This is a genomic window from Vibrio sp. SCSIO 43153 (genome assembly GCF_023716625.1).
GTDB classification, from domain to species: domain Bacteria; phylum Pseudomonadota; class Gammaproteobacteria; order Enterobacterales; family Vibrionaceae; genus Vibrio; species Vibrio rotiferianus.
On sequence record NZ_CP071855.1, the window covers coordinates 56,823 to 77,991 of the forward strand.

The 21,169-nt window shown below is 46.1% G+C and carries 17 protein-coding genes; 9 read left to right on the forward strand and 8 right to left on the reverse strand.

The features are described 5' to 3' along the window. Positions 1-110: 110 nt before the first annotated feature. Positions 111-1,487 carry a GntP family permease gene (locus J4N37_RS00275; RefSeq protein WP_252041410.1) on the forward strand — a complete coding sequence of 459 codons (1,377 nt, stop codon included), beginning with the start codon at positions 111-113 and terminating at the stop codon, positions 1,485-1,487. Between the two features lie 9 nt (positions 1,488-1,496). After that, on the forward strand, positions 1,497-2,108 hold the full coding sequence (locus tag J4N37_RS00280) for a bifunctional 4-hydroxy-2-oxoglutarate aldolase/2-dehydro-3-deoxy-phosphogluconate aldolase (RefSeq protein ID WP_005430025.1): 612 nt from the start codon (positions 1,497-1,499) through the stop codon (positions 2,106-2,108). Positions 2,109-2,229: 121 nt separating this feature from the next. On the opposite strand, the gene gorA is transcribed toward J4N37_RS00280, so the two are convergent. From gorA to J4N37_RS00295, 3 genes are all read right to left on the reverse strand, one after another. Then, positions 2,230-3,585: a glutathione-disulfide reductase gene (gorA, locus tag J4N37_RS00285; protein ID WP_252041411.1), complete on the reverse strand. Its 1,356-nt coding sequence runs from the start codon at positions 3,583-3,585 to the stop codon at positions 2,230-2,232. Positions 3,586-3,858: 273 nt separating this feature from the next. After that, complete coding sequence (locus J4N37_RS00290; RefSeq protein ID WP_033008983.1) at positions 3,859-4,557, reverse strand: glutathione S-transferase family protein; 699 nt, start codon at positions 4,555-4,557, stop codon at positions 3,859-3,861. A 152-nt stretch (positions 4,558-4,709) separates the two neighbouring features. Beyond that, positions 4,710-5,549: a 23S rRNA (adenine(2030)-N(6))-methyltransferase RlmJ gene (locus J4N37_RS00295; RefSeq protein WP_252041413.1), complete on the reverse strand. Its 840-nt coding sequence runs from the start codon at positions 5,547-5,549 to the stop codon at positions 4,710-4,712. A gap of 403 nt (positions 5,550-5,952) precedes the next feature. On the opposite strand from J4N37_RS00295, the gene prlC reads away from it, so the two are divergent. After that, on the forward strand, positions 5,953-7,995 hold the full coding sequence (prlC, locus tag J4N37_RS00300; RefSeq protein ID WP_252041415.1) for an oligopeptidase A: 2,043 nt from the start codon (positions 5,953-5,955) through the stop codon (positions 7,993-7,995). Positions 7,996-8,077: 82 nt separating this feature from the next. Here prlC and asnC read toward each other — a convergent pair whose 3' ends face one another. Next, positions 8,078-8,542 (reverse strand): transcriptional regulator AsnC, encoded by a 465-nt coding sequence (gene asnC / locus J4N37_RS00305; RefSeq protein WP_010444891.1) that lies wholly within the window; start codon positions 8,540-8,542, stop codon positions 8,078-8,080. 116 nt (positions 8,543-8,658) lie between these two features. On the opposite strand from asnC, the gene J4N37_RS00310 reads away from it, so the two are divergent. From J4N37_RS00310 to J4N37_RS00320, 3 genes are all read left to right on the forward strand, one after another. Beyond that, entirely contained in the window at positions 8,659-11,793 is a 3,135-nt protein-coding gene (locus J4N37_RS00310) for an ABC transporter substrate binding protein (RefSeq protein ID WP_252041416.1), read from the forward strand. 87 nt (positions 11,794-11,880) lie between these two features. After that, positions 11,881-12,660: a class I SAM-dependent methyltransferase gene (locus tag J4N37_RS00315; RefSeq protein ID WP_010444895.1), complete on the forward strand. Its 780-nt coding sequence runs from the start codon at positions 11,881-11,883 to the stop codon at positions 12,658-12,660. A 207-nt stretch (positions 12,661-12,867) separates the two neighbouring features. Next, a complete protein-coding gene (locus tag J4N37_RS00320) occupies positions 12,868-13,467 on the forward strand; it encodes a hypothetical protein (protein ID WP_252041417.1) in 600 nt (199 codons plus the stop codon). Positions 13,468-13,540: 73 nt separating this feature from the next. Here the strand turns inward: J4N37_RS00320 and J4N37_RS00325 are convergent, their stop codons facing one another. Both J4N37_RS00325 and uspA read right to left on the reverse strand, forming a co-directional pair. Further along, positions 13,541-14,419 carry a carboxylate/amino acid/amine transporter gene (locus J4N37_RS00325; protein WP_010444899.1) on the reverse strand — a complete coding sequence of 293 codons (879 nt, stop codon included), beginning with the start codon at positions 14,417-14,419 and terminating at the stop codon, positions 13,541-13,543. Positions 14,420-14,489: 70 nt separating this feature from the next. Further along, positions 14,490-14,915 carry a universal stress protein UspA gene (uspA, locus tag J4N37_RS00330; RefSeq protein WP_010444901.1) on the reverse strand — a complete coding sequence of 142 codons (426 nt, stop codon included), beginning with the start codon at positions 14,913-14,915 and terminating at the stop codon, positions 14,490-14,492. A 210-nt stretch (positions 14,916-15,125) separates the two neighbouring features. Here uspA and ftnA point away from each other — a divergent pair, with 210 nt between their 5' ends. The 3 genes from ftnA to J4N37_RS00345 all read left to right on the forward strand — a co-directional run bounded on the left by ftnA (position 15,126) and on the right by J4N37_RS00345 (position 17,463). After that, positions 15,126-15,653, forward strand: a complete 528-nt coding sequence (gene ftnA / locus J4N37_RS00335) for a non-heme ferritin (RefSeq protein WP_010444903.1) — start codon at positions 15,126-15,128, stop codon at positions 15,651-15,653. 90 nt (positions 15,654-15,743) lie between these two features. Next, on the forward strand, positions 15,744-16,067 hold the full coding sequence (uspB, locus tag J4N37_RS00340) for a universal stress protein UspB (protein WP_010444905.1): 324 nt from the start codon (positions 15,744-15,746) through the stop codon (positions 16,065-16,067). 202 nt (positions 16,068-16,269) lie between these two features. Beyond that, the gene (locus tag J4N37_RS00345; protein WP_252041418.1) at positions 16,270-17,463 is read left to right on the forward strand and encodes a BaiN/RdsA family NAD(P)/FAD-dependent oxidoreductase; all 1,194 of its coding nucleotides are present in this window, start codon (positions 16,270-16,272) and stop codon (positions 17,461-17,463) included. 42 nt (positions 17,464-17,505) lie between these two features. On the opposite strand, the gene J4N37_RS00350 is transcribed toward J4N37_RS00345, so the two are convergent. Both J4N37_RS00350 and J4N37_RS00355 read right to left on the reverse strand, forming a co-directional pair. After that, positions 17,506-19,953 (reverse strand): sensor domain-containing protein, encoded by a 2,448-nt coding sequence (locus tag J4N37_RS00350; protein WP_045386151.1) that lies wholly within the window; start codon positions 19,951-19,953, stop codon positions 17,506-17,508. 199 nt (positions 19,954-20,152) lie between these two features. After that, on the reverse strand, positions 20,153-21,058 hold the full coding sequence (locus J4N37_RS00355) for a DMT family transporter (protein ID WP_252041419.1): 906 nt from the start codon (positions 21,056-21,058) through the stop codon (positions 20,153-20,155). Between the last annotated feature and the right edge of the window lie 111 nt (positions 21,059-21,169).

Here is a 21,169-nt window from a genome sequence, read left to right on the forward strand (position 1 = left end):
AATTCACTTTAAAATATGGGTTTATCTTATTCATGTTATCGGTAACATGTTACCGGTAACTCAAATAAATGTGAACCACAACACAAACAATAATTCTTAAAGGTGAACCCATGGAACAGCTAACCCAAGCTCCAGACCCTACGTTCCTACTAACGATTGCAGTCCTCGCGATAGCAGCGTTACTTGTATTGATTATTAAACTAAAAGTGCACGCTTTTGCTTCCCTAACTATGGTGAGTTTAGGTACAGCATTGGCGACTGGCGTTTCTTCTGACCAAGTTGTTCCAACCATGATGAGTGGCTTTGGTGGCACGTTGGCTTCAGTCGCATTGCTGGTTGGTCTTGGCGCAATGATCGGTAAGATTTTGGAAGTAACTGGCGGTGCGCAAGTGCTGGCAGATACTTTGATTGGACGCTTCGGTAAAGAGCGCGCACCATTTGCATTGGGTGTGGCTTCACTACTGTTCGGTTTCCCAATTTTCTTTGATGCTGGCCTAGTCGTAATGATGCCAATCATCTTAAGTGTGGCAGCACGTTTTGGTGGTTCGCCAATCAAATACGCACTACCAGCAGCAGGTGCATTTGCAGTGATGCACGGCTTTGTTCCTCCGCATCCAGGTCCAGTTGCAGCAGCAGAATTCCTAGGCGCAAACATTGGTCTACTGCTTGTTGTTGGTATCCTAGTGGCTATTCCAACTTGGTACTTAGGCGCTTACCTATTTGGTTTGTACGCGGGCAAGAAATTCGATATCCCATTATCAAAAGCCTTCTTCAACGGTGATACGCAAGTTGAAGATGCACAACTGCCAAAATTTGGCACAGTAATGACCATCCTAGTGCTGCCTGTACTGTTAATCTGTTTAGACACAGTATTGAACACGCTAGCAGTTGCGGGTGTGATTGATGGCAAAACAGCACTGGTTGAGTTCCTACGTATGCTAGGTAAAACGCCAGTTGCACTACTGATTACCTTAATCGTCTGTCTTGCAGTGTTTGCAAAAGACTACGGCATGGCGAAACTTGAGAAGCTGTGTGGCGATTCATTGGCGCCTATCTGTGGTGTTATCCTAGTAACTGGTGCGGGTGGTATGTTCGGTGGCGTACTGCGTGCAAGTGGTATCGGTGATGCACTTGCAGACGTATTAACTGACACTGGCATGCCAGTGATCGTAGCGGCGTTTGCTATCTCTACCTGTCTGCGCGTTGCTCAAGGCTCAGCAACCGTGGCACTAACGACAACTGCAGCACTTATCGCGCCAGTAGTGGCAGCATCAACTGGTTTGAGCGAGCTAGACCTATGCTTTATCGTTATCGCGATTGCAGGTGGTGCAACAGTGCTTTCTCACTTCAACGATTCTGGTTTCTGGTTAGTATCTCGTCTACTAGAGATGGATGAGAAAACAACGCTAAAAACTTGGACGGTAATGGAAACTTTACTTGGTGGTATCGCATTTATTATCGTAGCAACATTAAGCTTTATTCTTTAGAGGTTACCCATGACAACACTTGAACAACGATTAAGAGAAATCAAAATCGTCCCAGTTATCGCAATCAACGATGTAGCACACGCTCTGCCACTGGCAAAAGTGTTGGTAGAAAACGGTTTACCATGTGCGGAAGTGACATTCCGCACTGAAGCGGCGGCTGAGTCGATCCGCATCATGCGTGAAGCGTACCCAGAACTGCTGATCGGTGCTGGTACTGTACTGACAACTGAACAAGTGGACATTGCGATTGAAGCGGGTGTGGACTTCATTGTGAGCCCGGGCTTCAACCCAACCACAGTGAAATACTGTCAGCAACGCAACGTGACAATTGTACCGGGTGTAAACAACCCAAGCTTGGTTGAGCAAGCGATGGAAATGGGTCTACGTACCCTGAAGTTCTTCCCTGCTGAGCCATCAGGCGGCGTAAACATGCTTAAAGCACTAACGGCGGTTTACCCAGTGGAATTCATGCCAACAGGTGGTGTAAGCCCATCTAACGTGGAAGATTACCTAGCGCTGAAATCGGTTGTCGCGTGTGGTGGTACTTGGATGGTGCCAACCGCTATGATGGACAACGGCGATTGGGAAGGTATTGCTGAATTGGTTCGCGCAGTTAAGTAAAACGCGCAAACGGCTCCGAAATACCCCCGAACGTTTTAAAACGTGAATAGAAAAAGGGTCATCAAGTAATTGATGACCCTTTTTGTTTATCTGCTTAAATCGCAAAGTGATTCACGCGTGATTAACGCATCGTCACGAACTCTTCAGAGCCCGTTGGGTGGATAGCCACAACAGAGTCGAAGTCTGCTTTGGTTGCGCCCATCTTCATTGCTACGCCGAAGCCTTGAATCATTTCATCAACAGTAAAGCCGATGCCGTGTAGACCAACAACCGTTTCTTCTTCGCCAGCACACACTAGCTTCATCTTACATGGTTGACGGTGCTTAGTAACCGCTGTGTACATCGCAGTAAAGCCAGACGTGTAGACTTTGATGTTGTCTTTGCCGTACTTCTCTTCCGCTTCTTGAGTCGTTAGACCGATAGTGCCGATTGGTGGGTGGCTGAATACCACAGTTGGTACCAAATCGTAGTCCATCTTCGCGTTTGGTTTGTTGTTGAACAGACGCTCAGAAAGTTGACGACCCGCTTTAACAGCCACTGGTGTTAGCTCGATACCACCTTCCATGATGTCACCTACACAGTAGATGCCTTTCACGTTCGTTTCTTGGTATTCGTCTACCTTGATGTAGCCACGATCGTTCGTTGCAACGCCAGTTGATGCTAGGTTGATAGCGTCAGTTGCTGGGTGACGACCGATTGCCCAGATTAGGGTATCAACGTTTTGGCTCTCACCGTTTTCTAGGTGCAGAGTCAGGCTGCCGTCTGCTTCTTTTACCACTTCTTTTGGAACAGAGTGGGTGTGTAGCGTTGGGCCTTCAGCGTCCATCACTTCTACTAGCGTTTCGATGATCATTGGATCGAAGCTACGTAGCGGTGATTCTTTACGAACGAATAGGTGTGTTTCTGTGCCTAGTGCATGCAGTACGCCGGCGATTTCTACCGCGATGTAACCTGCACCGATCACTGCAACGCGTTTTGGTTGCTCAGTAAGCTCGAAGAAGCCGTTTGAATCGATGCCGTATTCTGCGCCTGGGATGTTTGGAATCGTTGGACGACCACCCACTGCGATCAGGATGTGATCCGCTGTGTAGTGCTCACCGTTTACTTCTACCGTTTTCTCGTCAATGAACTTAGCAAAGCCTTTGATAACATTTACTTTGTTGTTGCCAAGAACGCGATCGTAAGATTGGTGGATACGACCAATGTAAGCCTGACGACTCTCAACCAGTTTGCTCCAGTCGAAACCTTTTACATCTACATCGAAGCCGTAGTCTTCTGCGTACAGGTTCATTGCTTCTGCAACTTGCGCGCCGTGCCACATTACTTTTTTAGGCACACAACCAACGTTTACACAGGTACCGCCAAGGTCTTGAGCTTCGATAAGCGCTACTTTAGCACCGTACATTGCTGCACGGTTTGCTGATGCAATGCCGCCGCTGCCGCCACCGATACAGATATAATCAAAATGAGTCGCCATTACTTTCTCCAAGAGCTTATTAATTTTTGTCTGACAACAATTACATTGGGGTAGTGGGTGATGAACTCAACATCCCTAAATAAATTGTTACCTGCCTAAGCCTGTTGAAGTGACTTAAGCATGATCCGTTGTCCCTATCATAAATCGAGTCTAGCAATTTCCTAAATGGGAAAAAGTGACATTACTTATGACAAATAGCGATGAGAGGATAGCAAAGCGGAATAAGGCGCTATTCCGCTTGGTGTTTTTCATGCTTAGGGTAAGGAAAGTTCATTAACCGCAGCAGCTTGATGTGCCACAGCCTGACTGGGCTTGCACGTCTTTACCGTCTGCTAGGTAAGTGTTGGTTAGGTAGAAATCGCTAAACAGCTGCACGAAGTCTTCCGACACCGTCTTCTCTACTAATCCTGATTCTAGGATGTGCTTTTGCCATGCCTGCATTTTTGGTAGACCACAGAAGAAGTCATAACCAGAGTGCGCTTTGACGATGGCAGCACGATGCAGAAGCGGCAACCAAGCCATGTCTACATTGCTTAGTTCATCGGATTTAAAGAACTTGGTTTCACCAGACAGTTGGTTTTCTGCTTTTTGGAACGCTTTGATCAGTTTCTCTGCGCGCTCTTCAAAGGTTGCTTGGTCTTTACTGCCCATGGTGCCGCACTGAGGCAAGTAGTGTTTTGAACCTAGGTAGCTCCATGCGCGATCCAGTGCACGTTGTTCGTTTGTCACACCTTGCTCTAATGGACCGTATTCGTCTTCGATGTATTCGATGATCGCATCCGACTCAAACAGCGCCGTGCCAGACTCTGTCACCATCACTGGTACTTGACCATTTGGTGAGATATCTAGGAACCATTGTGGTTTGTCTTTTAAGCTGATGTATTCAATCTCGTAAGGGATCTGTTTTGCTTCTAGTGCCGCGGTTACGCGTTGAACAAATGGGCAAATTTTAAAACTGATAACTTTAAGCATGGTCATTTCTCTCTATGTTTTAGTTTGTTTACATCCCTAAGACGCAGGCAAAAAAGAAAAGACGAAGCGCAGACGAAAATTTTTGAAAAAATAAATAAAAAAAGCGCAACGAGGTCATCGTTGCGCTTTAAGGTTATGAAATTCAGTGCTTTTTATTCTGGAACGATCCAGTCGACTTTCCAGTGGCCGGTTGCTGGCGCGATTGCTTCTTGCAGGAATGGCAGAATTTCTTTCATCTGGCTTTCCAGTTTCCACGGTGGGTTAATCACGATCATGCCCGATGCCGTCATGCCACGCTCGTTGGTGTCTGGAGAGACGCCCAATTCGATTTGCAGGATTTTGCGAATGCCCAGTCCTTCCAAGCCTTCAATCATGTCTTCGATATCACAGCGGTTTACCACTGGGTACCAAATCGCGTAGATGCCTGTTGCCCAACGTTTATGGCTTTGGAAAATCGCTTGCACGACGTCGCGGTACTCTTTCGCTAGCTCGTATGGTGGGTCAATCAGCACCAAACCACGACGTTCTTGCGGTGGCAGACTGCCTTTCAGACGCTTGAAGCCATCTTCTTTGTAGATGCTCACTTGACGATCGCGATGGAACTCTTGTTCCAGCAGTGGGTGATCGGCTGGGTGCAGCTCAGTCAGAACCATGCGGTCTTGTGGGCGGATTTGCGCACGTGCAACGCGCGGTGAACCAGGGTAGAAACGCAGCTTTTCACCGTTGTTCAATGTTTTGATTGAATCGATGTAGCTTGCGATCTCTTCAGGAATGTTTGGGTTGTCCCAAATGCGCGCGATGCCTTGTTTGTATTCGCCCGTTTTTTCAGACCATTCGTGAGTCAGATCGTAACGTCCCACACCCGAGTGGGTATCGTGATAAACAAACGGCTTATCTTTCTGCTTTAGCGCATCAAGAATGAGGCTTTGAACGATGTGTTTTACCACGTCAGCGTGGTTGCCAGCGTGGAAGCTGTGGCGGTAACTTAACAAATTAAACTCTCGAAACACTCTTTGACTGAGTGTGGTCTGTGATTTTCGCGATATGGCGGTATTATACTCAAGTAACTTGAAGAAGTAGAACTTCGATTCAAATCAGTATCACTGATAGGGATTCGCTATTGAAATTTCTTTAAGTCACCCATACTTAGTATGAGTAAACAAATTGAACCTAAGTGGGATTGCACCGCTCCAATAGAGTGCGAAACCTGACTTAGGCATAACAAGACTCAAGGACAGAGTAAGCACTCTTTGACCGATTTGGTCATTGCTGCATCGAGAAAGGGAACGGAGATCCCCCCATCCATGTTGTTGGCTTGCCTGTGCATTGAGTTCGCCTATTTCTATGCAAATGCGAATGGGCAAATACAGAGCCAAAACACAAAAGGAATTATTCATGTCTAATCCACTTCTTACGTTTACGGATCTTCCTCCGTTTTCGCAAATCAAACCAGAACACATTAAACCTGCAGTGGAGCAGGCGATTGCGGATTGTCGTGCTAAGGTTGACGAGGTACTAAAAGACAACGCAAACCCAAACTGGACCAGTGTGATCGCGCCAATTGAAGAAGCGGATGACCGCTTGAGCCGAATTTGGTCACCAGTGGGTCACATGAACTCAGTAGTGAACAGCGAAGCGCTGCGTGAAGCGTATGAAAGCTGCCTACCAATCCTGTCTGAGTACGGTACTTGGGTTGGTCAGCATAAAGGTCTTTACGAAGCGTACAAAGCGATCAAAGCCAGCGAAGAGTACGCGACGCTAACGCGTGCACAGCAGAAGACCATTTCGGATTCTCTACGCGACTTCGAGCTGTCGGGCATCGGTTTACCATCAGACGAGCAACATCGCTACGGCGAAATCAGCAAGCGCATGTCTGAGCTGAGCTCAAAATTCTCCAACAATGTGCTAGATGCAACCATGGGTTGGACTAAGCACGTTGCAGACGAAAAAGACCTAGCGGGTATGCCAGAATCTGCACTTGCAGCGGCAAAAGCGGCAGCAGAAGCAAAAGAGCTCGATGGCTACCTAATCACGCTAGATATCCCATCTTACCTACCGGTTATGACGTACTGTGATAACCAAGACCTACGTAAAGAAGTGTACGAAGCGTACGTAACGCGTGCTTCTGACCGAGGTCCAAACGCAGGTAAATGGGACAACACAGAAATCATCACTGAGCAGCTAAAACTGCGTCATGAAATCTCTCGTATGTTGGGTTTCAACACTTACAGCGAGAAATCTCTGGCAACTAAAATGGCAGAGAATCCTGCGCAAGTTCTTGGCTTCTTGAACGATTTGGCAACCAAAGCGAAACCACAAGGTGAGCGCGAAATCGAAGAGCTACGCCAGTTTGCGAATGCGGAATTTGGTGTCAGCGAGCTAAACGTATGGGACATCGCGTACTACAGCGAGAAGCAAAAGCAGCACTTGTTCCAAATTTCGGATGAAGAACTGCGTCCTTACTTCCCTGAATCAAAAGCGGTAAGTGGTCTGTTTGAAGTGCTAAACCGCGTGTTTGGTATGACAGTGACAGAGCGTGAAGGCGTGGATACTTGGCACGAATCAGTGCGTTTCTTTGATATCTTCGATGGCGAAGGCACACTGCGCGGCAGCTTCTACCTAGATCTATACGCACGTGAACACAAACGTGGCGGTGCGTGGATGGACGATTGCCGAGGTCGTCGTGTGACGCTAGCGGGCGAGCTACAAACACCGGTTGCTTACCTAACGTGTAACTTCAACCGTCCTGTGGGCGACAAGCCTGCACTGTTTACGCACGATGAAGTCGTGACTCTGTTCCACGAGTTTGGTCACGGTATCCACCACATGCTGACGCAAGTAGAAACAGGCGCGGTATCGGGCATCAACGGTGTGCCTTGGGATGCGGTTGAGCTACCAAGCCAGTTCCTAGAAAACTGGTGTTGGGAAGAAGACGCGCTGGCGTTTATTTCTGGTCACTATGAGACTGGCGAACCGCTACCAAAAGCGATGCTAGACAAAATGCTAGCAGCGAAGAACTTCCAGTCGGCGATGGGCATCCTACGTCAGCTAGAGTTCGGCTTGTTCGATTTCACTCTGCACACAGAATACGACCCAGAAGTGGGTGCTCGTGTACTTGAAACCTTGGCAGAAGTGAAAGAGAAAGTGGCAGTTGTACCAGCGGTTGAGTGGGCACGTTTCTCACACAGCTTTGGTCACATCTTCGCTGGTGGTTACAGCGCAGGTTACTATAGCTACCTGTGGGCAGAAGTGTTGTCTTCAGATGCGTTCTCTCGCTTTGAAGAAGAAGGCATCTTCAACAAAGAAACTGGTCTAAGTTTCTTGAACAACATCCTAGAAATGGGTGGTAGTGAAGAACCAATGGAGCTATTTAAGCGCTTCCGTGGTCGTGAGCCTGAAATCGATGCGCTACTGCGTCATTCAGGTATCGCAGCGTAATCTCATTGAGAATCAAGATGGGCAGCCAAGTGGCTGCCCTTTTTTATTTTCAGATTCGTTTTTTATTTATTGATTCAACTTGTTATGGGTTTACGTTGCGATTGATTGGGTTTTGCAGTGAAATTAGCGTCTCGGTAGATTGCACTTCGTCGATCGCTTGAAGCTTATCAATCAATACAAATTGCAGCTCCTCAATTGACTTGCACATCAATTTAACGAATATGTTATACGCGCCCGTGGTGTAGTAAGCTTCTACCACTTCATCGAGAGCGTTGAGCTTTTCTAGTGCTGAGTGATAGTCGCGTGCAGCATTAAGGTTGATGCCAATAAAGCAACATACATCGTATCCTAGCTTTTTTGTATTGACGATAACCTCTGTTCCCTCGATGATGTCGGCCGCTTTCATTTTCTCGATGCGAACATGGATGGTGGCAGGGCTAACATCAAATTGCTTTGCCATCTCTGCATACGGTGTGCGTGCATCGGCCATCAGCGTTTTTAAAATGGCACGATCAAGGTCATCGAGTTTAGGTAGACTCGCGTTCATATTAGTAATTCCGTTAGGATATGAGGCTTTGAGTTCATTTTATACTCACCATGAATAGGATTCACAAGGTTTAAGCAGAGATAACCGAGAGTTGGCTCTGATATCACGGAGATGATGTGCAGGTTTTACTGATTTTTATTGCGATATGCTGGAGTAGCGTTGCCATCGCGCAAGAGCAAAAAGTTCTTGTTGTGCATTCCTATCATCAAGGCTTTTTCTGGACGGACTCTATTCAGAGGGGAATTGCGCAGCAAGTGGCTGATCGGTCGTTGGATATGCGCGTTTTGTATCTAGACTCGAAGCGCAACCAAAGCCCAACTTTTTTTCAACAGCTTGACTCTCTGTATCGCACTAAGCTGTCCAAAGAGCGTTTTGATGCGATTGTCGTTAGCGACAACAATGCGTTGGCATTAATGCAGCGTTTAGCGCCCGTAATTAAGGACACGCCAGTTATCTTTAGTGGTATCAACAATTATCATGCTTCACTTCATCAAAATCTTAACGCGACTGGCGTTATTGAAGATATTGATCTCGCTGCAAACCTAGAGCTGATTGAGCGACTGCACCCTAAATTCCAACAAATTCTGATTGTTAGTGACCACTCGGTTACTGGGGCAGCACTTAGAGCTCAGGTTGCCGATTTTCTCGAACAAACGCCCAAATATCGCCACAAAGTGGCACATCTTGTGCCAGATACTATCGATGAGCTCAAACAACAGGTGTCAGAATTAACCCAAGACAACGTTGTGTTGTTTTGGACTTACTATCGCGACAAATATGGCATTGTGAGTAGTGACCGGGACTGGCGTGAGGTGAACCAAGCTTCGAATGCACCTCTCTTTATGGTGCACGATGTCGGCTTAGGACATGGTGCTGTCGGAGGCGTAATCCAGAGTGGTTACCGACAGGGGTTTGAGGCAGCTCAACTGCTTGAGCAAGTGTTAGATAACCCTAAAGCACCGTTACCATCCGTAACAAAGAGCGAATCAGAAATCAAATTAGATTATCAATCGGTGGTTCGCTGGGGCCTTGGTGTAGAGCAAGAGCCGACGGCTGTATTTCTTAATAAGCCGATGCCATTTTCACAACGTTTTGCAAAAGAAATCAAAGTCTTTGGCAGCGTATTTGTGCTGATGTCCATTGTAATCTTGCTATTGAGTTATTACTTACAGCGTATCCGTCGTAGCGAAGCGTCTGCTCGCGAGGCTCAAACGATTTTAGAATCGGTTTTCGACCAAAGCATGCAGTATATGGGCATACTCGACCAACACGGTTTATTAAAATCCGGTAACGATCGTCTACAGTCTCTCCTCTATCATCAAGATTTACGACTCGATCGTCCACTGTGGCACCACAAGCACTGGAGTGTCGATGCACGCCAGAAAATATCTGAATTCTTTCAGAATCATCACCGACAAGTGACGACTTTTGAAGCGGATATTTGGAGTAAAGAGCATGGTGCGATGGTGTTGGAAGTTTCACTCAAGCCTTTCTCTCAGAAGGTCGGAAATGAAAACCAATACTTGTTCGAGGCGCGTGATATTACCAGCCGTAAACTTATGGAAGACAAGCTTTATCAGCGTGAAGCGAGCTTGCGTAATTACTACGAACAGCAACCAGTGATGATGGTGACATTGGACAGCAATAACTGCATCCAAGAAGTAAACCGCTTTGCTCAGCAACTGTTGGGATATCAACCGCTGGATATGCTTGGTCATCGCTTGCGGGAGTTTTATTCAGACGACAAGGCACTGTTTCCGCGTCAAGTTTTGCTTCAGCCAAACCATGTTGTCCATGGTGTGTGGCGAAGAGAGATAGAGTATCTTCATGCGGACGGTCATTCCGTCTGGGTTCGCGAAAATATTCGTCCGTTACGAGATTCTGACCAGTTACTGATCGTGGGTGAAGACATCTCAGAAACGAAAAAACTGGCCAAACAGCTAGAATATCAAGCACGTTATGACTTGCTGACCGACACTTACAATCGCAACCACTTCGAACTAGAGCTGCAAACCGCACTGCGAGAAGTGGAAAGTCATCGCCGTGTACACGCAATGTTGTATCTCGATCTTGATCAGTTGAAAGTGCTCAATGATACCGCGGGTCATGATGCTGGTGATGCGGCAATTCAGTTTTGTGCCAGTATGTTGGAAGAGGTCTTACCTTATAGTGCCATTTTGGCAAGAATGGGTGGTGATGAGTTTGCGGTACTACTCAAAGATTGTGGTGAGCATGGGGCGATCATGATTGCAAAATCGATCATCTCGACACTGAGTAAACAGCCATTCATTTGGGAAGATATTCGTTTGCATATGAGTTGCTCCGTTGGTATTCGGGTTATTGACCACACAGCTGAAACACCGCAAATGGTGCATGCACAAGCGGATTCAGCTTGTCATGTGGCCAAAGAGCTAGGGCGGAATCGCTACAATTTGTTTAGCCACGATAATGAAGAAGTACAGCAACGACAGCGAGAAATGCAAAGTGTTAATTTGGTACACGATGCTCTAGCTGGTCAACGTTTGGAGCTATTCGCGCAACGCATTCTTTGTCTACAGCACGAAGATTCGAAGATGAACTTTGAGATATTAGTGCGGATCCGCAATTCTCAAGGAGAATACATCTCTCCCGGTATCTTTATGCCAGCATCAGAGCGCTACAACATCGCTCACTGGATTGATAAACAAGTGGTGAATCAAACCTTGGAGTGGTTCGAGCAAAGACCAGAAAAGGTAGAGAATCTTGGACGATGCTCGATAAATTTATCTGGTCACTCAATGGGCAATCAGGAATTTATCGATTTTCTATTAGAACGTTTGGAAACGTCTTCTATGCCTTGCGATAAAATCTGTTTAGAGATCACTGAAACAGCGGCAATGCGTAACCTTGATCAAGCGATCGCATTTTTTACCAAAGTGAAAGCGCTTGGCTGCATGATTGCATTGGACGATTTTGGTTCGGGTTTGTCTTCTTTTGGTTATTTAAAGAAGCTTCCAGTAGATATCGTGAAAATTGACGGCCTGTTCGTGAAAGATATGGATAAGAATGAAACAGATCGAGTCATGGTTCGTTCGATTAATGATCTTGCTAAACAGATGGGTAAAGTGACGGTCGCTGAGTTTGTTGAAAACAGCCAGATTATCGATCATTTACTAGAACTTGGTGTCGATTATGGACAAGGTTATGTTATCGGACATCCCAAACCTCTGGCGCAGTTAGTCGAAGAGCTTGAACAAGAGCGATCGTGCTAGAGTGAGTGAATAGGCTAGCCTAGCAATTCACCGGCCATTAGGTATACACTCAGCGCCAGTTAAACCGATTTTTACTGGAGCCTCCTTTTGCAACTGCAATTGATTTGTGAAGACCCATCTCAACAGTCTCACCTTGATGAACTCGCTGCGCGTTGGCAGCTTTCTCACACAGATGACAGTGACTTTGCCTTAGTCCTCACGACAGAGCGTTTAGAGCTGCGTAAAGTGGATGAGCCAAAGCTGGGTGCAATCTTTGTGGATTTGATTGGTGGCGCAGTAGGTCATCGTCGCAAGTTTGGTGGCGGTAAAGGTCAGGCAATCGCGAAAGCCGCGGGTTTGAACAAAGGTGCAACCCCAACGGTACTGGATGGCACAGCGGGATTAGGGCGTGATGCGTTTGTATTGGCGTCGTTAGGCTGTAAAGTGCAAATGGTTGAACGTCACCCAGTGGTCGCTGCATTGCTGGATGATGGCTTGGCGCGTGCGAAACACGATCCAGAAATTGGCACTTGGGTATCAGAGCGCATGTCTTTGATTCACGCTTCTAGCCATGATGCGTTGGAACAATTGGCGCAAGATAAAGACTTCGTTCAGCCAGATGTGGTTTATCTCGACCCGATGTACCCACACCCTGAAAACAAAAAGAAATCGGCATTAGTAAAGAAAGAGATGCGAGTATTCCAATCTTTGGTTGGTGCAGATCTTGATGCAGATGGTTTGCTGGCTCCAGCAATGGCATTGGCGAGTAAGCGTGTAGTGGTCAAGCGCCCAGATTACGCGGACTGGCTTGATGAGCAAAAGCCAAGCATGGCAATTGAAACCAAAAAGAACCGTTTCGATGTGTATGTGAAGGCATCAATGGCGTAATTCGACTAAACACCTGACGACACAAAGCTTCTTCTCACAGCGCCTGATTTGGCGCTGTATTTGTATCTGGCGTTTGCTCCGCTTATTGATACTTTTCTCTTGCTAATTCGGCATACTGACTGTATATCTAACTAAGAATTATTATTATTACACTTGTGTGATGTCGTAGAGTAAGACAGTCGAGAATTGGGAAGCTGGAGTAGTAGCATGGCGAAACGATTATGTAAGATGAGCCGCAAACAGATTGCTGAGAGTTTGGGTGACATTCACCGCTTGGTGGTAGCACCTAAGTTTGTCTGCCGCTCTTGTGCTCGCTCTTCTGCCTCGAAAGATACCTTATGTAAGCCAGCCGCGATTCCTCCTCAAAAATGCCAAGATAAGCCGTTGTCTGAACAGCAAGCATGTGGTTTGTTGGCAGAGGCGCTACCAACTCCATCCCTTACACAAGATACGCCAATCATTATGGCGCCTGAGCAAAGCGCAGAGAAAGCGGCGATCGTGAAGCGCGTAGTGGAACGAGTGAAAGAGAAAAAATTGGCAGCGAAAGTAGCAGCCGTAACCCCTGCCACTCAGCTAGAGACGTCAGCGATGTTTGATTTATCAGATAAGAAAGCGCTGAAAAAGGCGAAAAAAGCGGTTAAGAAACACTATAAGCAGCAGAAGAAGTTGCTTAAGTTAGCCAAAAAGCAGCAAAAATTGCTCAAACGCCAGCGCAAGCTTGAAGCGCGTAATGCCAAACTTGAGGTGCTGCTACCAACACCAACTAATGCGTTGATGAGCACAAGCTCGCAAGCCAAAGTGCATTAATCGAATCAACAAAAAACGCTCTCCAACTGAAGAGCGTTTTTTTATGGTTGGAATGTTTGTTGGGATCGATGTGTTACTTGTTGGCGTAACTCATCTCTACGCGTTTTTTCACCCAAGTCTCATTGATCCACAGCGACAGCATGATGATCGCGCCGCCAATAGCAAGTCGCGTCACATCAACATCGCGGTTCCAAATAACGATATTCACAATCAATCCAGCAGGGACAAGCGCGTTGTTCATCACCGCAAGTGCGCCAGCATTGACCATAGTCGCGCCTTTGTTCCACGCAAAGTAACCAAAGCCTGATGCGATCAAGCCGAGGTACGTCAAAATACCCCATTGTGTTGCTGTCGTTGGCATCTTGTCTAAGTTACCCATTAGAGCAAAAGCAACGGTCGCCACGCACAATGCACCTAAGTAGAAATAACCAAACACTGTATGCTGCGGCAGATCCACCGGTTCGGTTTCCATAATGTACTTGTAGCCGACCTGACCGATGGCAAAACACAGGTTTGCCCCTTGTACGACCAAAAAGCCCATCAAGAAGTTTTCATTGATGCCTGCAAACTTAATCCACGCCGCGCCTAGCACCGCAATTGCAGCGGTAACCAAATACCAAGGCGAGAAACGACCTTTCAAGAAGTCATAAATCAAGGTGACATAAATAGGCGTAAATACGGTGAACAGCAGTACTTCTGGTACAGAAAGGAGTAGGAAAGATTGGTAGTAGAAGCAATACATCAAACCGAGCTGGAAGCCGCCGACGATCATTAGTTTTGCAATCAGAGACTTGCTTACGCCACGGAATTTTAAGAAAGGAATGAAGACGAGGCTCGCCAACGCAACGCGCATGAAAACGGAGAACCAAGAATCGACCTGACCGGCTAGGTAAACGCCGATCAGGCTAAATGAGAATGCCCAAAGTAGGGTAACTGCGGATAGATAAGCCATGGATGAGAATCTTTATCAACAACAAATGTGCCCGCAGTCTAACCAAGTTTTAAGGTCACGCCAATGCAAATTAGTCTTTTAGCGGTACGACCAGCATGTCGACTGGTGAGCAGTTAATGAGCTGACGAGTCGATGAGAGAATCTTGCTCCAGAAGTCTTGGTGATGACCACAAACGACCAAATCGATACTGTAGTCTTGAATGGTATCGCACAGTTCGTTACTTAAATCACCGCTACCAACCAAAGTATGAGTGATTGGGTATCCCGCATATTCCTCAAAGTTGGCCAATTGTGTGCGCGACGCTTCCATTGCTTGGTGTTGCGCCTCCGCCATATTGATATCGATAAGCCCGGTGTAAAGCTCGGCGTAATTCACATCGATATGAATGAAAGAGACTTTCGCATCCAGAGGTTTAGCCAGTGATACGGCTTTCTTAATCAACACTTTACTGTCGTCTGATAGGTCAACTGCCACAAGTATGTGTTTGTAACTCATATTGCCATCTCCTTGATAAGGTCATACTGTCAGATTAGCACTAAGTCTAAGATAATTTTGCTGAAGTGATCTCATATCAATCTAGTAGGTAGAATCTCATGGCAAAGGAATCATGTTATAGTGGCGTTATACCCAAGTGACTTTGTTGTCTTTGAACCATCTCTTTTGAGGTCATTTGGGTATATTGCATGCACATAAATAGGAGTTAACATGCTGTCTCAAACTATGGTTGAACAATTGAATGAGCAAATTAACCTAGAATTTTTCTCATCCAATCTATACTTACAAATGAGTGCTTGGTGTGAAGACAAAGGTTTTGAAGGTGCGGCTGAATTTTTACGCGCTCACGCCGTAGAAGAAATGGAGCACATGCAACGTCTTTTCACTTATGTGAGTGAAACTGGCTCAATGCCAATCCTGGGTGCAATTGAAGCACCAAAGCATGATTTTGCGAGCCTAGGTGATGTTTTCCGTGAAACCTATGAACATGAGCAAATGATCACGGAAAAAATCAACAAACTAGCGCATGTTGCATTTACAAGCCAAGACTACTCAACGTTTAACTTCCTACAGTGGTACGTGGCTGAACAGCACGAAGAAGAGAAGTTATTTAAAGGGATTTTAGACAAGATCGAATTGGTTGGTGAAGATGGTAAGGCATTGTTCTTCATCGATAAAGATCTAGCACAAATGGCAAAAGAAGGTTCATCTTCAATTATGGATGCTCCAGCTGCATAACGCGTTCTCAACGCGATAAGTAGCGGGTAAAGGACGAAGCATTGGTCGTCTTTTTCTCTTGAGCATCATTGAAGATGTAGGGAGGAAAAGATGATCAGTGGAGACACAATCTTATTTGCGCTAATGGTTGTAACGGGACTGAATATGGTTCGTTACTTAACCGCTCTTCGTTCTCTAATTTACATCATGCGTGAAGCACATCCTTTGCTGTATCAGCAAGTGGATGGTAATGGATTTTTCACTACTCATGGCAACGTCACCAAACAAGTGAGGTTGTTCCATTACATTAAAAGTAAAGAATATGACCATCACCACGATGAGATCTTTACGGGTAAGTGTGAGAGGGTACGTGGACTCTTCATTTTATCGACCGCTTTACTCGGTGTAACCCTACTGGCTGCCTTCATTCTATAAGCCAGCAAGCAGTGCTTGGAATTTAAGCGCTTTTCCCGCTCGACTTTTGTCGTTAGAATAGCGCCCGCAGAAAGCAAGGATGTGCATTACGCACATCCTTTTTTATTTTTGGACTTATATACCCCAAGTCATTCTCGCTGAACCAAGCATCTTGAGGTTACTTGGGTATAAACCAATTTAAATAAGTAATTGAGCGTTACCGATGAGTAAGAAATTTGATGTTGTTGTAATTGGCGCTGGCGCGGCAGGTTTGATGTGTGCTGCGGAAGCAGGTAAGCGCGGACGCAGTGTGCTCGTGCTGGATCATGCGAAAAAGCCAGGACGTAAAATCCTTATCTCAGGTGGTGGTCGTTGTAATTTCACTAACTACGATGTTTCCGCAAACAACTACTTATGCCAAAACCCGCATTTCGTGAAATCGGCGCTGTCGCAGTACACCAACTGGGACTTTATTTCGATGGTCAGTAAGCATGGCATCGAGTTTGAAGAGCGCGATCACGGACAGCTATTCTGTGTTGATGCGTTTACCGCAAAAGACATCGTTAAGATGCTACTAGCAGAATGCGACATGCCAAACATCCAACAACGCTACCAATGTGACGTACATTCGATTGAGAAAACCGACGCGGGCTTCCGTCTGCATGCGGGTGCTGAAAATATCGAATGTGAATCTTTGGTGGTTGCCACCGGCGGTCTGTCGATGCCAAAGCTTGGCGCGACGCCATTTGGCTACAAGATTGCTGAGCAGTTCGAGCTTCCAGTGATTACCACTACGGCAGGTCTAGTGCCGTTTACGCTGCATAAAGAAGACAAAGAAGATTTCGCTGAGCTATCGGGCATTGCGATTCCAGCAGAAATCACCGCGCAAGACGGCACCATGTTCAAAGAAGCGCTGCTGTTTACTCACCGCGGCTTATCTGGTCCATCGGTTCTGCAGATTTCGTCATTCTGGAAAGCGGGTCAGAAGGTGACAATTAACCTCGTGCCAAACGACGACATCGCAGAGTTGCTAGAGCGCAGCCGTGAGAAGCATCCGAACCAATCCCTAAAGAATACACTGGCGAAAGTGCTACCAAAGCGTTTGGTTGAAGTGCTGATTGAACGTAAAGAATTAGCAGATAAACCACTTAAACAGTTCAACCCGAAAGAGATGGCAACCATCGTTGAGCGTATAGAGAACTGGGCTGTGGCACCAAACGGCACAGAAGGCTACCGCACCGCGGAAGTTACTTTAGGTGGCGTAGATACTGATCACCTGTCTTCAAAAACCATGGAATGTAAGAACATCAAAGGTTTGTACTTCATTGGTGAAGTGATGGATGTGACTGGCTGGTTAGGTGGTTATAATTTCCAGTGGTGTTGGTCGAGCGGCTTTGTCGCGGGTCAGTGGGTGTAATTAGATCGAATAAAAAGACCGAGCTAGTGCTCGGTCTTTTTATTAATGAAACAGCCTTTCTGGCAGTACTGGAGCGCTAAATCGGTAGCCTTGCCCGTACAAACATCCTTTCTCTTTTAGATATTTTGCTTGTTCGTCTGTTTCAATACCTTCTGCGACTACTTTCAATGACAAGCTATTGCTCATTGCGATGATGGCATCAACAATGGCTTTGCTATCTTCATTACTTGGCACATCAGAGACGAATGAACGGTCTACTTTGAGCTTAGTAATAGGTAAGCCTTTTAGGTATGACAATGAAGAGTAGCCAGTACCAAAGTCATCCAGTGAAATCTCAACGCCGAGCTCTCTTAGTTGGTTTAACGACTCAATGGCATGTCGCGGGTCGTTCAACAAAAAGCTCTCGGTAATTTCCAGATCCAACAAGTTTGCGGGAAATTGAGTGCGTTCGAGAATGTCTTTCAATCGCTCAATAAAGCCGTTTTTTTGCAGTTGAAGTGCTGAAACGTTGATCGCCATTTTTCCAAAGGCGATGCCTTTATCTAACCAGTATCGGCCTTGTTTGCATGCTTGCTCCATGACCCAAGGACCAATCACTTGAATCAAACCTGTTTTTTCAGCGATCGGGATGAAATCCGCTGGAGAAACTTGGCCAAGTTCTGGATGTTTCCAACGTAGTAGGGCTTCTACGCCGATTAGGCTTTTATTACTGAGTTGATATTGTGGCTGATACACGAGATACAGTTCGTCTTTCTCAATGGCTTCGTGCAAAGCAGATTGTAGGCGGACGTGAGATACCGACTTATCGGTTAGCTCTGGAGAATAGAAAGCATAACCATTTCGTCCATTCTTCTTAGCAAGGTACATAGCCGTATCGGCATTTTTAAGTAAGGTTTCACTGTCTCGACCATCTTCAGGGTAGAGCGCAATACCGATGCTGGTTGATACTCTCAGTGATTCGTGGTTTGCCAATGAAAAAGGCTTTTTGAAGACAGTGAGAATGTCTTTAATCGTCGTGATTAGGTGCTCATTGTCATCGATCTCTGGCAAAATGATCACGAATTCATCACCACCAATTCGAGCTACATGAGCCGATAGATCAAGGACATGTTGCAGTCTTTCCGCAAGTTTTGTTAGCAATTGGTCGCCACAAAAATGACCTAAGCTGTCATTGATATGCTTGAAGTGGTCAATATCAAGGAATAGCGTAGCAAAAGACTGTTGGTTTTTTTGTCCGCTTTCAATGTGTTGTTCTAGCAGAGTGATTAGGTGTGTACGATTTGGCAGATTAGTGAGCGGATCATAAAATGCCATGCGTTGAAGCTTCTCTTCATGCGCTTTGCGAACGGTAATATCTTCAAATACGCAGATATAATTAATCAGATGATTCTTATCATCTTTTACTGCACTGATGGTCGCTAACTGCGGATAGATACACCCATCCTTTTTGCGATTGATAAATTCGCCTTTCCATTGTCCTTTTGTTTCTAGTTGATGCCACAGCTCTTGATAAAATCGGTCATCATGATGTCCAGAACGAAGAATATTAGGGTTTTTTCCTATCACTTCTGCGGCTGAGTAACCCGTGATATGAGTAAATGCGCTGTTAACGTCTAAGATATTGGCACGACGATCGGTGATCACCATCCCTTCTTGAGAGTTATTGAATATCTTTGAAGCGAGAGAAAGTTGCGTTTCTATCATCTTCCTGCGGGTAACGTTGCGTGTCATACCCAAAATACCAATCAGCTCACCAGCATGGTTGCGGACGGGGGATTTGATGGTTTCTAGCCAAGTCGGGTTATTGTTGTCATCAATCAAAGAGCACTCTTCAACAGTGTTTTGGCTGCCTGTCGCGATCACCAACTGGTCGGTATCGATGAACTTTTCCGCGCGAGCTTGGCTAAATAACTCAAAGTCGTTTTTCCCGACAATGTCATTGCTGGTCATGTTCCATGCTTGTTCCACACTGCGATTGGTCAAAGAGTAGCGGCCATCAATGCTCTTTATCCATGTATGATCATCAAGACAATCAACAAACTCTTGCAAGCTTGGTAGCAGCGACGTGTCTTGGTGCAGGTGTCTTGATTGCTCGCGATGAAAGCAAGTGCCCGCATCAAAGCTAATGCGCCCTGCGAGTGAAGATAGCCAGCCCTCTAACTCAGCGCAGTTATGGTTATCATGAACAAGAGCAATCGCTGCAAATAGCGTTTCATCGGGCAACCAGATAGGGCAGTAGCTTAATACTTGATTGGCAAAGCTGATACTTTCTACAGTTAAACTTGGGGGTTGGAAATCGCTTGTTGCAGAAGCGAGCTGGACAGCAATATCGCGACTGTGCCCAGTGGTGGTTTTAACTTCACTTAACTGCCATTGGCGAGTGTAGCTAAAAGTAAATAACTGACCTTGGGCTTGATAAGCTTGGCAGCACTGCTCAAGGGCTGCTTGCCAAGTATTAAGTTGGTCTGGTGAAATTGCAAAGCGAAACATATTAAATTAATTATCCTGACATGCCCCTGTTTGGCGCGCTACCACGTGCACCAATATGAGTAGTTAATTTGGGGCTTTGGTTATATCGTATCCAAAGCCCCCATAAATCCAAGTCAAGAATGAGAGATAAGATGAGTAATTTGTTAGCTATCTCTCTTTTTAACGAAATTGCATTTGGTTTTGTAAAGTTTCGCTTTATTTATTGCTGGGGCTCTGAAAGCTGCTTTTTGCCAAATTTTACTTGTTGGATCACCAAGCCGCTGATGATCAGCACTAAGCCAATCAAAGTGGATGGGTGAATCTCTTCACCAATGATGGTCGCAAGCAGCATGAGCGAGATGAATGGTGAAGCGAAAATCAGGTTGCTAATGCGAGCTGTGTTTTCGGTTAGCTTCAGTGCTGATAACCAAAGTACGAAGGTGACCCCCATTTCAAACAGACCCACGTAGGTTACTGCCGCCCAGCCTTTCGCGGTAATTTGGCCCCAGTCTGCACCTTCGTAGATACTCAAGCCAATCGCAAATGGGATGGCAACCAAAAAGCCAAGGAGTACGCCAATTACAGGATCGGCTTTGTTTTTGGTATTGAGAATCCAGTAACTTGCCCAAAGCAGAGTCGAGAGCAGAGCTAGCCCGACACCAAGCGGACTTTCAAAATCCATCCCTAACACATTACCTTTGGTGGCAATCACGATGACTCCCAAATAACTAAAACAGCATGCGATCCAGTCTTTACCTCGGATTTTTTGGCCTAAGAAAACCGCCGCCATTAAAGTCAAGGTGATCGCCCAACTGTAGTTGATCGCCTGTGCTTGGGAGGCGGGTAGCAAATCATAGGCCTTGAACAAAATCAGGTAGTAGGCCAGTGGGTTAATTAAACCGAGCAGTAAGTAGTACCAAGAATTAGAAAGAAACGTCGAGCTGAGCTGATTGAGCTTACCCTGCACACCACACACCATGATGAGTGCGATGGCTGAGACAATACTCGCCATGGTCAGCATCTGAATTGGTGTGAATTCCGCTAAAGTCAATTTAAATGCGGTTGCTACTGTTGACCAAAGTAATACCGCTGATAGCCCAAATCCTAGGGCGCGACGCTCGTTCATGATGCCTCTGTGTGATGAAGTACCGCTCATTGTTGTTGGTTTGAGCTGGTGTGAGTATGTTGTACGGAGCACCTAGTGTATGCGAGGATTTTTCATCCAACAAACTGGACA

Coding starts and splice junctions, on each gene's coding strand:
- J4N37_RS00275 (WP_252041410.1), top strand. CDS start 111: ATGGAACAGCTAACCCAAGCTCCAGACCCTACGTTCCTACTAACGATT.
- J4N37_RS00280 (WP_005430025.1), top strand. CDS start 1,497: ATGACAACACTTGAACAACGATTAAGAGAAATCAAAATCGTCCCAGTT.
- gorA (WP_252041411.1), bottom strand. CDS start 3,585: ATGGCGACTCATTTTGATTATATCTGTATCGGTGGCGGCAGCGGCGGC.
- J4N37_RS00290 (WP_033008983.1), bottom strand. CDS start 4,557: ATGCTTAAAGTTATCAGTTTTAAAATTTGCCCATTTGTTCAACGCGTA.
- prlC (WP_252041415.1), top strand. CDS start 5,953: ATGTCTAATCCACTTCTTACGTTTACGGATCTTCCTCCGTTTTCGCAA.
- asnC (WP_010444891.1), bottom strand. CDS start 8,542: ATGAACGCGAGTCTACCTAAACTCGATGACCTTGATCGTGCCATTTTA.
- J4N37_RS00320 (WP_252041417.1), top strand. CDS start 12,868: ATGGCGAAACGATTATGTAAGATGAGCCGCAAACAGATTGCTGAGAGT.
- J4N37_RS00325 (WP_010444899.1), bottom strand. CDS start 14,419: ATGGCTTATCTATCCGCAGTTACCCTACTTTGGGCATTCTCATTTAGC.
- uspA (WP_010444901.1), bottom strand. CDS start 14,915: ATGAGTTACAAACACATACTTGTGGCAGTTGACCTATCAGACGACAGT.
- ftnA (WP_010444903.1), top strand. CDS start 15,126: ATGCTGTCTCAAACTATGGTTGAACAATTGAATGAGCAAATTAACCTA.
- uspB (WP_010444905.1), top strand. CDS start 15,744: ATGATCAGTGGAGACACAATCTTATTTGCGCTAATGGTTGTAACGGGA.
- J4N37_RS00345 (WP_252041418.1), top strand. CDS start 16,270: ATGAGTAAGAAATTTGATGTTGTTGTAATTGGCGCTGGCGCGGCAGGT.
- J4N37_RS00350 (WP_045386151.1), bottom strand. CDS start 19,953: ATGTTTCGCTTTGCAATTTCACCAGACCAACTTAATACTTGGCAAGCA.
- J4N37_RS00355 (WP_252041419.1), bottom strand. CDS start 21,058: ATGAACGAGCGTCGCGCCCTAGGATTTGGGCTATCAGCGGTATTACTT.